At 72.2% G+C, this 14,072-nt stretch carries 9 protein-coding genes; 3 read left to right on the top strand and 6 right to left on the bottom strand.

Going from position 1 to position 14,072, the window contains the following annotated elements; genetic code table 11:
• The first annotated feature begins 94 nt into the window (after positions 1–94).
• Complete coding sequence (locus ACTMTF_RS16035) at positions 95–3,532, top strand: AfsR/SARP family transcriptional regulator (RefSeq protein ID WP_441111339.1); 3,438 nt, start codon at positions 95–97, stop codon at positions 3,530–3,532.
• Positions 3,533–3,538: 6 nt separating this feature from the next.
• Here the strand turns inward: ACTMTF_RS16035 and ACTMTF_RS16030 are convergent, their stop codons facing one another.
• Positions 3,539–4,345, bottom strand: a complete 807-nt coding sequence (locus ACTMTF_RS16030; protein WP_397002763.1) for an ABC transporter permease — start codon at positions 4,343–4,345, stop codon at positions 3,539–3,541.
• The gene (locus ACTMTF_RS16025; RefSeq protein ID WP_441111338.1) at positions 4,342–5,307 is read right to left on the bottom strand and encodes an ATP-binding cassette domain-containing protein; all 966 of its coding nucleotides are present in this window, start codon (positions 5,305–5,307) and stop codon (positions 4,342–4,344) included. Before ACTMTF_RS16025 ends, ACTMTF_RS16030 begins: the two co-directional genes overlap by 4 nt.
• A 99-nt stretch (positions 5,308–5,406) precedes the next feature.
• Here ACTMTF_RS16025 and ACTMTF_RS16020 point away from each other — a divergent pair, with 99 nt between their 5' ends.
• A complete protein-coding gene (locus tag ACTMTF_RS16020; RefSeq protein WP_397002759.1) occupies positions 5,407–5,925 on the top strand; it encodes a PH domain-containing protein in 519 nt (172 codons plus the stop codon).
• Positions 5,926–6,110: 185 nt separating this feature from the next.
• Positions 6,111–7,679, top strand: a complete 1,569-nt coding sequence (locus tag ACTMTF_RS16015) for a PH domain-containing protein (protein ID WP_441111337.1) — start codon at positions 6,111–6,113, stop codon at positions 7,677–7,679.
• Between the two features lie 280 nt (positions 7,680–7,959).
• On the opposite strand, the gene sepH is transcribed toward ACTMTF_RS16015, so the two are convergent.
• The 4 genes from sepH to ACTMTF_RS15995 all read right to left on the bottom strand — a co-directional run bounded on the left by sepH (position 7,960) and on the right by ACTMTF_RS15995 (position 14,020).
• Positions 7,960–10,725 (bottom strand): septation protein SepH, encoded by a 2,766-nt coding sequence (sepH, locus tag ACTMTF_RS16010; RefSeq protein WP_441111336.1) that lies wholly within the window; start codon positions 10,723–10,725, stop codon positions 7,960–7,962.
• Positions 10,726–10,885: 160 nt separating this feature from the next.
• A complete protein-coding gene (locus ACTMTF_RS16005) occupies positions 10,886–11,851 on the bottom strand; it encodes a S8 family serine peptidase (protein WP_441111335.1) in 966 nt (321 codons plus the stop codon).
• Between the two features lie 118 nt (positions 11,852–11,969).
• Complete coding sequence (locus ACTMTF_RS16000; RefSeq protein WP_441111334.1) at positions 11,970–13,256, bottom strand: D-arabinono-1,4-lactone oxidase; 1,287 nt, start codon at positions 13,254–13,256, stop codon at positions 11,970–11,972.
• Between the two features lie 44 nt (positions 13,257–13,300).
• A complete protein-coding gene (locus tag ACTMTF_RS15995; RefSeq protein ID WP_441111333.1) occupies positions 13,301–14,020 on the bottom strand; it encodes a polysaccharide deacetylase family protein in 720 nt (239 codons plus the stop codon).
• Between the last annotated feature and the right edge of the window lie 52 nt (positions 14,021–14,072).

Genomic DNA, 14,072 nt, shown 5'->3' with positions numbered 1-14,072 from the left:
CGCTGCGAAGACCGTTTCGCGATGGTCGGTGGCCGGTAAAGGGCGCGAAATCCGTCAGAATCGAGGCATGGAGCGGGTGAGCTTGGACCCAAGCATGACCTTCGCCGTCCTCGGCCCGCTCGAGGTCCGCCGAGACGGCGAGGTCGTGGAGATCGCGGGGCAGCGGTTGCGGACCTTGCTTGGCCTGCTCGTTCTCGACGCGGGCCGGATCGTTCCCGTCGAGCGGCTGATCGCCGGAATTTGGGACGACCAGGTGCCGTCGGGCGTCGGCAACGCGCTGCAGGCGCTGATCTCACGGCTGCGCTCCGCACTGGGAAAAAATCATGCGCGCGGCCTCGTCGTCGGCGAACCCGCCGGATACCGGCTGGTGGCCGGACCTGACCAGGTCGACGTACGCAGATTCACGCTTCTCGCCCGTGCGGGCCAGGAGGCGCTGGCGGCCGGTGACGCCTCCACGGCGGCCGCCACCCTGCGGGAGGCGCTGGCGTTGTGGCGCGGTCCGGTGCTGGCGGGCCTGGCAGGCGAGGTGATCGCCGCCGACGTCGCCCGCCTGGAGAGCAGGCGGCTGTCGGTCGCCGAGGACCGCATAGAGGCCGAACTGCGGCTCGGCCGGCCCGCCGGCCTCATCGACGAGCTGTCCGGCCTGCTGGCCGCCCACCCGCTGCGCGAGCGCCTGCACGGCCAGCGGATGAGAGCCCTGTACGGCGCGGGCCGGCGGGTGGAGGCCCTGGCCGCGTACGAGACGGCACGCCGCACCTTCCGCGACGAACTCGGCGCCGACCCCTCGCCGGCCCTGGCGGAGCTGCACTTGACCATGCTCCGCGGCGCCCCGCCCACGACCGATAACGGCAGCGCACCGCCCACGGCCGAACATGGCAGCGGCCGGCCCACGCCGGGCACACGCAGAAGCAGCGCGCCCGGCGGCGCGCGCAAGGGCCGGACACCGGACGGCCCGTCCCAGGTCAGCGTGCCCCGAGGTCGGATGCCGGACGGCGGGCCGGAGGTCGGCGGACGTGGAGGTCGGGAGCCGGACGGTAGGGCGGAGGGCTGGGGGCGCGAGGGTCGAGCGCCGGAGGGGGTGCCTCCGGCGGGTGGGCGCCGGGGGAATCTGCGGGCGCGGCTGACCAGCTTCGTCGGCCGGGAGGCCGACCTCGACCACACCGCCGGCCTGCTGTCCGCGCACCGGCTGGTGACGCTGATCGGCCCCGGCGGCGCGGGCAAGACGCGGCTGGCCACGGAGGTCGCCGAGGCCGTGACCGAGAGCATGCCCGACGGGGTGTGGCTGGCCGAGCTGGCTCCCGTGAGCGACGAGGCCGGGCTGGTGCAGAGCCTGCTGAGCGCGCTCGACCTGCGCGACGGCCGGTCCCTGCCGATGGCCTCCCTGCCGCAGGACCCGTTCGAACGCCTGATCAGGGCGCTGCGCGGCAAGCGGCTGCTGATCGTGCTGGACAACTGCGAGCACGTGGTCGAGCAGGCGGCGCGGATCGCCGACCAGGTGCTCGCCGACTGCCCGGGCGTACGGATCCTGGCCACCAGCCGGGAGCCGCTCGGCATCACGGGCGAGGTCACCTGGACCCTGCCGCCGCTCGGCCTGCCGCCGGCCGGTGTCGATCCGGGCGACGCCGCCGGTTATCCCGCCGTGCGGCTCTTCGCCGACAGGGCCGCCGCCGTACGGCCCGGCTATCAGGTACGGCAGGACGCCGGCCCGGTGGTGGCCATCTGCCGGGCCCTGGACGGGCTGCCGCTCGCCATCGAGCTGGCCGCCGCCCGGCTGCGGTCGCTGACCGCCGGGGAGATCGCCGCCCGACTGGGGGCGAGGGAGGGCAGGTTCCGGCTGCTCAGCTCGGGCAGCCGCACCGCCCAGGCACGCCACCAGACGCTCCGCGCCGTGGTCGAGTGGAGCTGGAACCTGCTGGACGAGGAGGAACGGGCGCTGGGCCGGCGGCTCGCGGTGTTCGCGGGCGGCGCCACACTCGACGCGATCGAGCGAGTCCACGCCGCCACCGTCGAGCGGCTCAAGGGCGGGTCCGCCGACGCCACCGCCCATGACGTGCTGGGATCGCTGGCCCGGCTGGTGGACAAGTCGTTCGTGATCTTCGACGCCGGCCGCTACCGGATGCTGGAGACGATCCGGGCCTACGCCACCGAGCGGCTCGACGAGTCCGGCGAGCTGGACGTCGTCCGGCGGGCGCACGCCGTTCACTTCACCGAGCTGGCCGAGGCCGCCGAGCCGAGGCTGCGTACCGGAGAGCAGATCGACCGGCTGGCCGAGCTGAGCGCCGAGCACGAGAACCTGTCCACCGCGTTGCGGTGGGCGATCGAGAGCGGCGCCGGCGAGCTGGCGCTCCGGCTGGTCAGCGCGCTCGGCTGGTACTGGTGGCTGCGCGGGCACCGGCTCGAAGGCGCGCTCCGGTCGCGCGAGGCGCTCGCGGTCGCGAGCGACGGCCCCGCCCCCATGCGCGCCACGAACCTGGCCATTCACGTGCTGAACGGGGTCGGCCTGCTCCTTTCGTGGGAGGAGGCCCAGGTCATGCTGGAGGAGATGCGCGACCTGGGCTCGCCGGAGGTGGCGCCGCATCCCCTGGTGGCGCTGGCGGGGCCCATGTTCGTGCTGTCCGGCGGTGGCGCGCCGCAGTCGGAGGCGCTGGTGGCGGAGATGGCCGGGCACCCCGACCCGTGGGTGGTCGCCACCGGGATGCTGCTCCGCGGGCTGACGCACTACTCCGCCGGGCGCATCGAGCAGGGCGAGTGGGAGACCCTGACCGCGCTCGACGGCTATCGGAGGATCGGCGACCGGTGGGGTGCCGCCACCGCGCTCGCGACCCTGTCCGACGTCCACTTCCTGCGCGGCGAGTCCGAGCTCGGCATCGCAGTGATGCGGGACGCCCTGGAGCTGGCCGTCGAGCTCGGCGCGCTGGAGGACACCGCGTACATGCGGGCCAGATTGGCGCTCGGCCTCAATCTGCTGGGCCGCCGCGCCGAGGCCGAGCGGCTCCTGCACGACATCGCCCAGGTGGCGGCCGACAGCGGCGACCAGCTCGGCGAGGCGGGGATCATGGCGGCCTGGGGTGAGTTCGCCAGGCAGGACGGTGACCTGCGCAGGGCCCGCGAGCACTACGCGCGGGCGCTGAGCATGATGGACGCGAGCGCCGCCGTGCCGATCCAGATGATCTCGGCCGTCAACTCTTCGCTCGGGCTGCTGGCCGTACACGAAGGTGATCTCGCCGGGGCGCGGCGGCTGCTCACACTGGCGCTGAAACAGGCGACCGAGGTGAGCGACGCGCAGCTCGCCGGGATCGCCATCATCGCCTGCGCGGGGCTGGCCCTGGCGCAGCGGCGGGCGGAGGAGGCCGCGACGCTGCTCGGCGGCGCGGAGACGGTCAAGGGCATCGCGGCTGTGGTGGACTTCGACCACGTGCGGCTCACCGCGGACGCGAAGGCCGCGCTCGGGGATCAGGCGTTTCGCCGTCACCTCGAACGCGGCCGGGGGATGGACCAGGATGAAGTCGTCGCGCTCGCACTGCGCATGTGACCCCGGTCAGACGCGGCTGCGGAAGACTCTGATCGCCAGCGGGGCGAACACCACGACGAAGCCCGCCGACCACAGCAGCGAGATCATGGCCGGGCTGGCCACGTCGCCGCCGATCAGCAGCCCGCGGATCGCGTCGGACAGATGGGTCACCGGGTTGACGTCGGACCAGGCCCGCAGCCAGCCGGGGAAGGTGTCGGGAGACACCAGGGCGCTGCTGGTGAACGTCAGCGGCATCATCACCGAGAAGGCGATCATCTGCACCTTCTCGGGGCTGGACGCCTTGAGCCCGATCAGCACCGACATCCACGACATGGCCAGCGCCACGATCACCAGCAGGACCAGCGCCCCGAGCAGCCCGGCCACGCCGGTGGAGATCCTGAACCCCAGCACCATGCCGAACCCGACGAGCAGCGCGAACGCCCACACCTGCTTGAACGTGTCGGCGATGATCCGCCCGGCCAGCGGCGCCGTCCGCGCGATCGGCAGGCTGCGCAGCCGGTCGAAGACGCCCTTGGTGATGTCGGTGTTGAGCCCGATCGCCGTGGACAGGGTGTAGAACAGCGCGTTCTGGACGAGCAGGCCCGGCAGCGCGAACTGCAGGTAGTCGCCGGTCGAGCCGGAGATGGCGCCGCCGAACACGTACGTGAACAGCAGCAGGAACATGATCGGCTGGATGGAGAGGTCGAGCAGCTCCCAGGGGTTGTGCTTGATCTGCACCAGGCTGCGCCACGCCAGCGTCAGCGTCTGCCTGACCGTGGCCCCCGGGCCCACCCTCCCGGGCAGGGCGGGCAGGGGAGTGGTGATCGCGGTCATGAGTAGATCTCCTCTTCGGCCTTCGCCGGCTCCTCGGCGCGGTGGCCCGTCAGGGCCAGGAACACCTCGTCCAGGCTGGACTTGCGCAGCGCCAGCTCCGAGGCGACGATCCCCAGATCGTCGAGGCGGCGCACGATGGCCGGCACCACCGCAGGGTCGTGCACGGCGACGGTGACCTTGCCGCCGGAGGTCTCGGGCCGCTCGTCCACGATCTCGGCGACGATCTTGGCGACCAGCTCCAGCTGGTGCGCCTCCAGCGGCCGCACCTCCAGCACCTGCCCGCCGGTGGTGGCCTTGAGCTCGTCGGAGGTGCCCGAGGCGATCACCTTGCCGTGGTCGAAGACCACGATGTCGTCGGCGAGCTGGTCGGCCTCCTCAAGGTATTGGGTGGTCAGCAGCACGGTCACGCCGTCGGCCATCAGCCCGCGCACGACGCCCCACAGCTCGGTGCGGCTGCGCGGGTCGAGCCCGGTGGTGGGCTCGTCCAGGAACAGCACCTGCGGCCTGCCCACCAGGCTCGCGGCCAGGTCGAGCCGCCTGCGCATGCCGCCGGAGAAGGTCTTGGCCGCCCGCCCGCCCGCGGCGGCGAGGTCGAACCGCTCCAGCAACGCCGTCGCCTGCTCGCGCGACTCGCGGCGGGACAGCCCCAGCAGGCGGCCGATCATCACCAGGTTTTCGACGCCGGTCAGCATCTCGTCGACCGCGGCGTACTGCCCTGTCAGCCCGATCAGCGACCTGACCTGGTGGGACTGGCGGCCCACGTCGAACCCCAGCACCGAGGCCCGCCCGGAGTCGGGCACCAGCAGCGTCGCCAGGATGCGCACCGCGGTGGTCTTGCCCGCGCCATTGGGCCCGAGCACGCCGAGCAGCCTGCCGGGGGGCACGACGAGATCGACGCCGTCCAGCGCCTTGGTCTCGCCGTAGCGTTTCACCAGGCCTTCGGCCTCTATCGCATATCGCATGACCCCCACTGTGGCTTACGCCACTGACACTTTCCGGATATGAATCGGCCCGTCGCTGACAGATCGCTGATATGCCGCGAGCCATAAGCTGGTGCTGTGATGTCATCAGGCCCCCTACGCGATCCGGCGAACCGCGTCTCACCCAAGGCCCGCGGGCTCTGGCTGATCGAGGCGTTGATCGGTTTCGTCCTCCTCATCGGCGGATCGATCCTGGTCGGTGGCTGGGTGGGCGGGAGCGGGTGGTCGTGGGTGCCGGAGTGGTTCGCCGCCCGGCCCTGGGCGCTGCCGGTCGCCGTGGGGGTGCTGACGACGCCGTTCCTGGTGGCCGAGCCGTTCGTGCGCTACAGGGTGCACCGGTGGGAGCTGTCCGGCGACGTCGTCTACGCCCGTCAGGGGTTCCTGACCAGGGAGTGGGTGTTCGTGCCCGTCAGCCGCATCCAGACGGTGGACAAGGAGCAGGGCTGGCTGGAGCGGCTGCTCGGGCTGGCGACGCTCGAGATCCGCACCGCCTCGCACGCCGGCTCCTCCACGATCAAGGGCCTCGACTACCTCGTGGCCGCGGGCCTGGCCGAAGACCTCGCCCACCGCGCCGAGCAGCTCAGGGACGACGCGACGTGACCGGCCCCACCCAGCCCTCCCAGCCCGACGGCCCGCCCCAGTCCGAGGGCCCGTCCCCGTCCGAGGGGCCACCCCCGTCCGTGGGCATGTCCTCCTCGTACGATCGCCCGCCTGCGTCTGAAGGCCCGCCCCGGACTGAGGATTCGGATCCGTCGGACGGCCCGTCCTCGGCTGGAAACCCGCCCATGTCCGGTGGGGCCTCCCCAGCTGACGGGTCGCCCTCGGTCGAGGGCTCGCCGCCGCCGGGCGGGCCGCCGGAGCTCGGTACGGTGCCTGCGGCTGTGACGTCGCGGCGGTTGAGTCCCAAGGTGCTGCTCATCGACCCGGTACGGATGCTGCCCTCGCTGCTGCTGCCGCTGGTCGGGGTGCTCGTCGTCGGCGGCTTCTCCGGCAGGTCCTACCTGTGGGCCGCGCTGGGCCTGGTCGGGACCGTGGTTTTCGCCGTGATCAGGTGGCTCACCTTCACCTACGACTTCGCCGGCGACCGGCTGGAGATCAAACGTTCGCTGATCAGCCGTTCCGTCCGCACCATCCCCCTGGAACGGGTACGCGGGGTCGACGTGTCCACCCCGCCCATGCACCGGCTGCTCGGCCTGGCCGTACTCAAGATCGACACGGGTGCGAGCGGCGGCGACGGCGAGGCCACCCTCGACGGCGTCACCCTGAAGGAGGCCGAACGGCTCAGGCCCATCCTGCTGCGCCGCGCCCGCGCCGCCGGGGCCGAGGTCCAGGACGTCATCGAGGCCGCGCCGCCGCCCGGGGAGGCGGCCGGCGCGGACGTCATCGTCGCCGTGCCGCGCAAGTGGCTCCTGTACGGCCCGCTTTCGGGCGCGTACCTGCTCACCCCGTTCGCGCTCGCGGGCGGCGCCATCGGCCTGGCGTTCCAGTGGGGCGACGAGTTCGGTTTCGGCAGGAACGCCGCCTGGACGGTCGGCGAGTGGCTCTGGGAGCGGCCGTCCCTGCTGGTGGCCGCCGCGGTGCTGCTCGTGGTGGCGATGCCGTTCGTGGGCGGCGTGATGTACGCGGTGTTCAACTGGAACTTCAAGCTCAACCGGCGCGACGGCTACCTCGTCGCCGAGCGCGGCCTCATCAACAGACGCAGCGTGTCGCTGGAGTCCAGGCGGGTGCGCGGCTACGAGATCGTCGAAGGCCTGGCCGAACGCTGGGCCGGGGTCGCCCGGGCCTGGGCCATCGTGACGGGCCTCGGCGACTCGGAGACCCGCGGGCAACTCCTGCCGGTCGTGCCCCGGCCCGTGGTCCTCAAGGTCACCGGCGACGCCATCGGCCCCTACGAGGCCGAGTTGCGCACCCACCCGCCCATCGCCCGCAACCGCCGCCTGTTCCGGGCCATCGCCCCGTGGCTCGTCGTGACGGCCGTCGCCGCCGCGCTGATCTGGGCCACCGGGTCGCCGCTGTGGTGGGTCCTGCTGGTGCTCAGCCTGCTCCTGGCGGCCCTCGGCATCCCCCTGGGCATCGACCGCTACCACTCGCTCGGCCACGGCTACGACGGCGTCCGCCTGACGGTGCGGTCCGGCTCGCTACGGCGCGCGCAGGCGGTGGTGGAGCGGCGTGCCGTGGTGGGCTGGCGCCTGCGCCAGACCTGGTTCCAGCGACGCGCCGGAGTCCTCACCATGATCACGGGAGTCGGCGCCGGCAAGGGCGGCTACTCGGCCATCGACGTCTCCGAATCCCAGGCCACGGCCTTCCCCGCCGAGGTGACCCCGGAATGGCTGGCACCCTTCTTGAAGGGGTGACCACCGAGCGGCTTCACCCCTCGGGGCCAGCCTTAAGGGATCTTGAGCCTGGCGGGCGGTCGTGGGTCGCTCCCGGCTTGGCTCGGTCCTGTGTCGGTCTTCGGGCGACGAGGTCCTGGGCAGGACTGAGCCCGGTGGTGGCGGTGCCGGGCTTGCGGCGGCCTCGGTCCTGGTGTCGAGGCCCGGTTGGGAGCGGTCCCGGGCGGGTCCGGCCGGCTCGTCTTGCGTCGGTCTCGTGCGGGCCCGGTGCTGAGGCCGGTGTGGGTGGCGCTGGGCTGGGTCAGTCCTGGCGGCGGGCGCCGAACATGATCTCGTCCCAGGTGGGCACCGACGCGCGACGGCCCCGGGAGCCCTTGCGCGGCTGGCGTGCTGCCGGTGCAGGGGGCGGAGAGGGGACCGGCACGGGAGGCTCCTCCTTGGCGGCGGGCTCCTCCTTCGCCTCGTCCTCCTTGCTCGGCCGCGCGGCGGGCACCGGCTTGCCCCCAGCACCCTTGCCTCCGGCACCGTTGCCCTCAGCACTCTTGCCTTCAGCGCCCTTGCCCCCAGACTTGACCTTCGCCGCAGGCTCCGCCTTGACCTCGGGCTCTGCCTTGACGTCGGGCTGTGCTTTGACGTCGGGTGTGGCGGGCGCCGTGTCCTTATCGGGGGCCGCGTCCTTACTGGCGGCGGCCGGCTTGACGTCCTGCGTGGGCGCTGCGGGGGCCGCCTGCTTCGCGGCGGCGGGGGTCGCCTCCTTGTCAGGTGCGGCCTCTTGCTGCGGTTCGTCGGTGGGCGCGGCGTCCTGGCGAGGCGGGGTGGGTGCTGCGCTCTCCTCGGGTGCGGTGGCAACAGCCTGCCGCTGAGGCTGGGCAGACTGACCCTCCTGGTGAGGAGGCGTAGCGTCCTGCTGAGGTGCTGGTGACGCGTCCATTTGGGGTACGGCGGCTGCGGCGTGCTTGTCGACGGCCGGTGCCGCCGCGTCCTCCTGGCGCGCGGCGGGCGCGGTGTCCTTCTCCGGTACGGCGGACGTCGCGGTCTTGGCCGAGGCCGGTGGCGTCTCCTCGGCAGCGGCCGTCGTCGCCTGGTCGGAGGCGGTCACCGTGGACGTGTCGGAAGTCGCCGCGGGTGCCTCTTGTGCCTGTGAGGCGTCGTCCTTCGTCTCTGCGGCGTTGCCCTGCACCTCGGTGGGACTCGGCGCCGGCGTCGCCTCCTGGCCGGCGGATACCTGAGAGGGGCGTGCGTCGGCGGCGGCGGACGCGTCAGCGGCCTGTACGGCGACGCTGTCGGCGGAATCGATGGCCCCGTGCGCCTGCGAGGTGGTCTCGGTGGCCTGCTGGTGCTGCGCAGGAGACTCGGCGACGGGATGCGACGGCGTCAGCGTCTCCGCGACGGGCGTCTCCGCCACGGGCGTCTCCGCGACGGGCTGCTCTGCAACAGGCGTCTCCGCAGCGAGGCTCTCTGCTGCAGGCGTCGCCTTCGCGGGCGTGGCCTCGGCAGGAGATGCCGTGTTCGTGGTCGCTGTGGTGGGCTCGTTCTCCGTGGCGAGATCCGTTGGCGCGGAGGACTCGACGGTGGGCGGCGGCCCTTCGGTGTGTGCGGCCTCCGCCGTGGGGGGCGCAGTCGTGGTGCTTTCTGGGGTGAAGACCTCTGAGGCGGACGATTGCGCAGGTGTGGGCTCGGGGGACGAGGAGGGGGCCTCGGGTGTGGGAGCGGCCCTGGGGGGCTGCACCACTTCGGGCTCGAAGGCGCGCGAGACCTCGGCGGAAGACGCCGCCGCCCCGCCGTCAGCGGCGGAAGGCCGTTCGTCGTGGCGCGCAGCCAGGCCGGCTCCGATGTCCGGCGTGCGGTCGTGGTGGGGTGTGGTGGGGCGGGCCTCGGTGTCCGGCGTGCGGTCGTCCTGCCGTGTGGTGGGTGGCGCGCTCGTGGAGGCGCGCAGCGGCGTGGTGCCGGGGGAGGCGGTGCCCGGAGGGGTGGAGTCCGGGGCGGCGCCGGTGGGTGCGGGGCTCTGGGGCGTAGGGCCGCCGGACTGGTCCGGGTGGGTCGGGGAGCCGGGCGCGGGTGTGGTGGTGCGGGGGGAGTAGATGGACTCGCGGTCCCGCGACTGCCCGAAGTCGGGCAGCCATGGCGAAGACCCGCCACGGCGAGAGGTGGTCTCGCCGGGACGGGTGTGGCCGGTCTCCCTGACGGAGGGCTCTGTCCGGTGGGTGTCGGGTGCGCGGCCCGCCGAGCCGTCGTGGGGCGGTGCCGGGTCGGTCTCGCGGGCCGGCGCCCGGTCGTAGGGGGCCTCCCTGGCGGGGGTGGGCGGCGGCACGTCGTACGAGGGCGGCCTGGCCTGCGGCTCGTAGCCGACGGCGGGCTCCTCGTGATCCTGCTGCCGGACCACGGACGGGAACGGCAGCGGGTCGGCGGCGAGCGGCGGGACCGGCTGGAGCTTGGCCACGCGCGGGGTGAACGGGGTGACGGTGGTGTCCTCGACCACGGGGTCGGGGTCGAAGTCGGCCGACGACAGCCGCATCGCCTCGTCGTCGTTCGGGCTCACATGGCGCCGGCGCGGGTCGAAGAGCCATTCGGCGTGCCTGGTGTGACCGTTCCAGACGTAGCCGAGCTTGACCCGCCACAGGCCGTCGTCGCGCTTGGCGGAGTCCCAGTCGATCTCGTCGGTGGGCACGCCGCGCCGGTTGAGCCGCTCGGCGACGAGGTCGCCGAGGACGGGACCGGAGGAGGACTCGCCGGGCATCCGGACGGCGGCGCGCTGCGCCTGCTGCGCGACGTACTCGCGCTCCTGGAGCACAGGCCCCTCGAACCAGCGGACTCGCTCGACCGGGATGCCGGCGGTCGCGGCGATCTCCTCCGCGGTTTCGCCGGCACGGATGCGGGCCTGGATCTCCTTGGGGCGCAACGGACTCTCCACTTCGATCTCGTACTGGCCGAGACGGGAGAAGTTGCCGCGGACGGCAGCACGGAGCCGGTCGTCCACGGGAAGTGTGAAGCGCGTGCCTCGCCCGGCAGTAGCCAGCACGAGATAGGTGCCGTCCTCACTCACCGCGACGAGTCGGAGCTCCTGCATGCGAGTCCCTTCGTCAGCGTGCTCATTCTTCCCCCGGACCCTTGAGTCTCTCGCGTGTGCCGGTTGCCTGCCAGCACCGTACCCGGCATGTCCGAACATCGCCTTCGTGGGATAGCCTCGGGGCGTTGTGACGCCGGTCACATTTGAGGAATCCATCCTTTCAGAGCCCGCCGCCGCGCAGGAGGAGGTTAGACGTCCTCGACGGATTCTGGCGAATATCGCCGCGTGCCGTTGTGCAGTTGAGCGAAGACGCCAGAGCGGTGGGATTCGTGTTTGGCTGGAGCTCCAACTGGCGGGCGGCAGCGCCGGCGAGTTGCGGGGAGGCCGCTGAGTACGCCTGCCCGCCGGGGGTGGTGCGGCAGGCGCCGGAGTCCGCCGCCGCGGTGACGAAGACGCCCGAGCGCACGAGCATGTGGGTGGCGGCGTTCAGCGCGGGGGAGTCGGCCCCGTTGAGCGAGAGGTTGGTCACGGCCGGGCCGCGCGCGTGCCGGTGCACCCAGTCGAGGCCGGCCAGCAGGTCCGAGAGGGTGCCGGAGCCGCGGCAGCCGAGCACGCGCACCGAGGCGATCCTGGCCTGCGGCGCCACGCCGTGCGAGCGGCCGGCGACGGCGCGGGCCACCTGGGTGCCGTGTCCGGTGCAGTCCTGGCCGGTGCCGCCGGTGGCGTCGAAGGCCCGCCAGGCGCGGTCGCCGAACTCGCTCCGGTCGAGGTCCAGGCCGCTGTCCACGACGTAGACGGTGACGCCCTTGCCGCCCTCGGCCTGGACGGAGGCGGGCGCGCGGCCGGTCATCGGGTGGATCTCGCGGTCGGGCTCCAGCGCTTGCACGCGCGGGTCGGCGCGCAGCTCCGCCTCCTCGGCGGCGCTCAGCCAGGTGGCGAAGCCGGGCAGTGCGGCGGTGTAGTAGCGCCGCACTCGCCAGCGGACCTCGCCGACGAGATCGCGGGCGGCGGCCCGGTCGCGCGCCGTGACGATGTAGGGGCGGGTGGGCTCGGTCGCGGAGGGGTGGCCGGCCAGTCCGGAGGCGGGCGTCATGGCGAGGGGCACAGCGGTGGTCACGGCCGTCGCCGCGGCTGTGACCACGGCCGCCGCGAGGTATACGGAGGGCAGGCCGAATCGTCGGGGCACGAGCGTCGAGGTTGCCCCGCACGCGGCGCGCGGGAGCGCCGGGACACGCGCTCGCGCCCATTCAGGGAACGCTTTTTACCTTCGGCGGGAACGGAAGGTCATCCGGCGGGAACGAGAGTCAGCCGAGAACCGTCTCCAGGTAGGCGCTGCCGAACAGGCGGCCGGGGTCGAGACGGTCGCGCAGGGCGACGAAGTCGGCGAAGCGGGGATAGACGCCCCGCAGGTAGGCGGCGTCCTTGGTGTGCAGTTTGCCCCAGTGAGGCCGTCCTCCCAGCCGGGTCATGATCTCCTCGACCCCCTCGAAGTAGGCGGGGTGGGGTGTGGGCCGGTAGATGTGGCAGGCGAGGTAGGCCGTCGGCCTGCCGTACGCGGTGGACAGCCACGCGTCGCTGGCGGGCGTGACCCGCACCTCCACCGGAAAGGTGATCTTCCAGTCCATCCGGTCGATCAGGTCGCGCGTCTCGCGCAGCGCCTGTCCCAGCCGCTCGCGCGGGATGGCGTACTCCATCTCCAGGAAGCGCACGTCGCGCCGCGCGGTGAAGATCTTGTACGAGGTGTCGACGGACTCGGAGTCGCCCAGCGCGGCGGCGCTGACGGCGTTGATCCGGGGGATCAGCGCGGGGAAGCGGGCGCCGGTGGCGCAGGTGGCGCCGAAGAGGGTGTTCTCCAGGAACACGTTGTCCAGCCAGTGCTTGAAGGCGCTGGGCGGCCGGGCCGGGCCGGGGTGCCGGTTGTTGGTCTTGACCAGGCAGGCGTCGGTGTGCGGCAGCCAGAAGAAGTCTAGGTGCTCGTTGCCCGAGGTCGTGGCGTCGAGTGCGCCGAGGATGGCGCTCAGCGTCACCCGCCGCCGCCGGTTGTGCAGCAGGAACGCGGGCTCCACCCGGAACGTCACCGCCGTCAGCACGCCGAGCGCGCCGAGGCCCACCCGGGCGGCGTCGAACAGGTCCTGTTGGCCACTGCCCGGTCCGGCCGTCACCACGCGGCCGTCGGCGAGCACCAGCTCCAGCTCGGTGACCTGGTCGGCCAGGCCGCCGGTGTCGCGGCCGGTGCCGTGGGTGCCGGTCTGGATGGCGCCGGCGACGGTCTGCTCGGTGATGTCGCCCATGTTGGCCAGGGCCAGGCCGCGCTCGTCGAGCAGCTCGTTCAGCGCCTTGAGCGGGGTGCCGGCCAGGACGGTGACGCGGTCGTCGTGCCAGGACCTGACGCCGGTGAGGCCGCCGGGGAGCAGCAGGATCCCGTCGGTGAGGGCCACTCCGGTGAAGGAGTGGCCCGTGCCGGCCATGCGCAGCCGCCGCCCGCTCGCGGCGGCGGCCCGCACGGCGTCGACGACCTCCTCGGTGGAGGCCGGGGTGCGCACCTCGGCGGGGACGCCGGTCTGATTGCCTGCCCAATTGGTGAAGACCATGAGCGCGTCCCTGCCTAGAGCTCCGTGTTAAACGTGAACGCTACTCATTTATCCCAGCCTTCGGGAAGGGGGAAGGTGTCGCCGGGCTTGAGGTTCTCGTGCTTGATGATGTCGGTGACCTTGACGAGGTGGTAGCCGTTCTTCTGCAGCGTCTTGATGATCGACGGCATCGCGTCCACCGTCTGCTTCACCCAGTCGTGCATGAGCACGATGCTGTTGCCCTTGGCGACCGCGAGCGTCTGCTTCTTGATCGCCTCCTCGTTCTTGGACTCCCAGTCACGGGAACCGCCGGTCCACAGGATGATCGGCATGTCGTACTCGGCCGCGACCTCCGAGGTCAGCACGCCTGACAGACCGTACGGGGGGCGCAGCAGCTTGGGCTCGACGCCCGCGGCCTTCTTGATCTCGTCGTTGGTCTTCTGAATCTCGGACCTGATGGCCGTGGCGGTCATCTTGGTGAAGTCGGGGTGTTTGTAGCTGTGATTGCCGATCTCGTGCCCTTCCTTCACCATGCGCTTGACATAGGAAGGCCGGCTTTTCACGTACTGCCCCTCCAGGAAGAACGTCGCCTTCGCGTCGTACTTCTTGAGGGTGTCGAGCAGCGTCCCCGCGTACTTGCCAGGACCGTCGTCGAAGGTCAGTGCGACGCATTTCACCTGCGTGCAGTCGACCTCCTTGACGGTGGGCTGGGCGAGCGCGGGTGCCGGGGTGAGGGTGACGGCAACTGCGGCAATGGCCAGAAGTGAACTGAATTGTCGGGACATAAATAAAGCTTCCAGTGTGAAGGGTGATGCGAGGGATGTCTCGACGGTAGCG

Origin of the sequence: Nonomuraea sp. ZG12 (assembly GCF_052068115.1) — a bacterium.
Taxonomy (GTDB): domain Bacteria; phylum Actinomycetota; class Actinomycetes; order Streptosporangiales; family Streptosporangiaceae; genus Nonomuraea.
The sequence above is the reverse complement of the archived record's forward strand: the minus strand, read 5'-3'. Positions and strand labels throughout refer to the sequence as shown.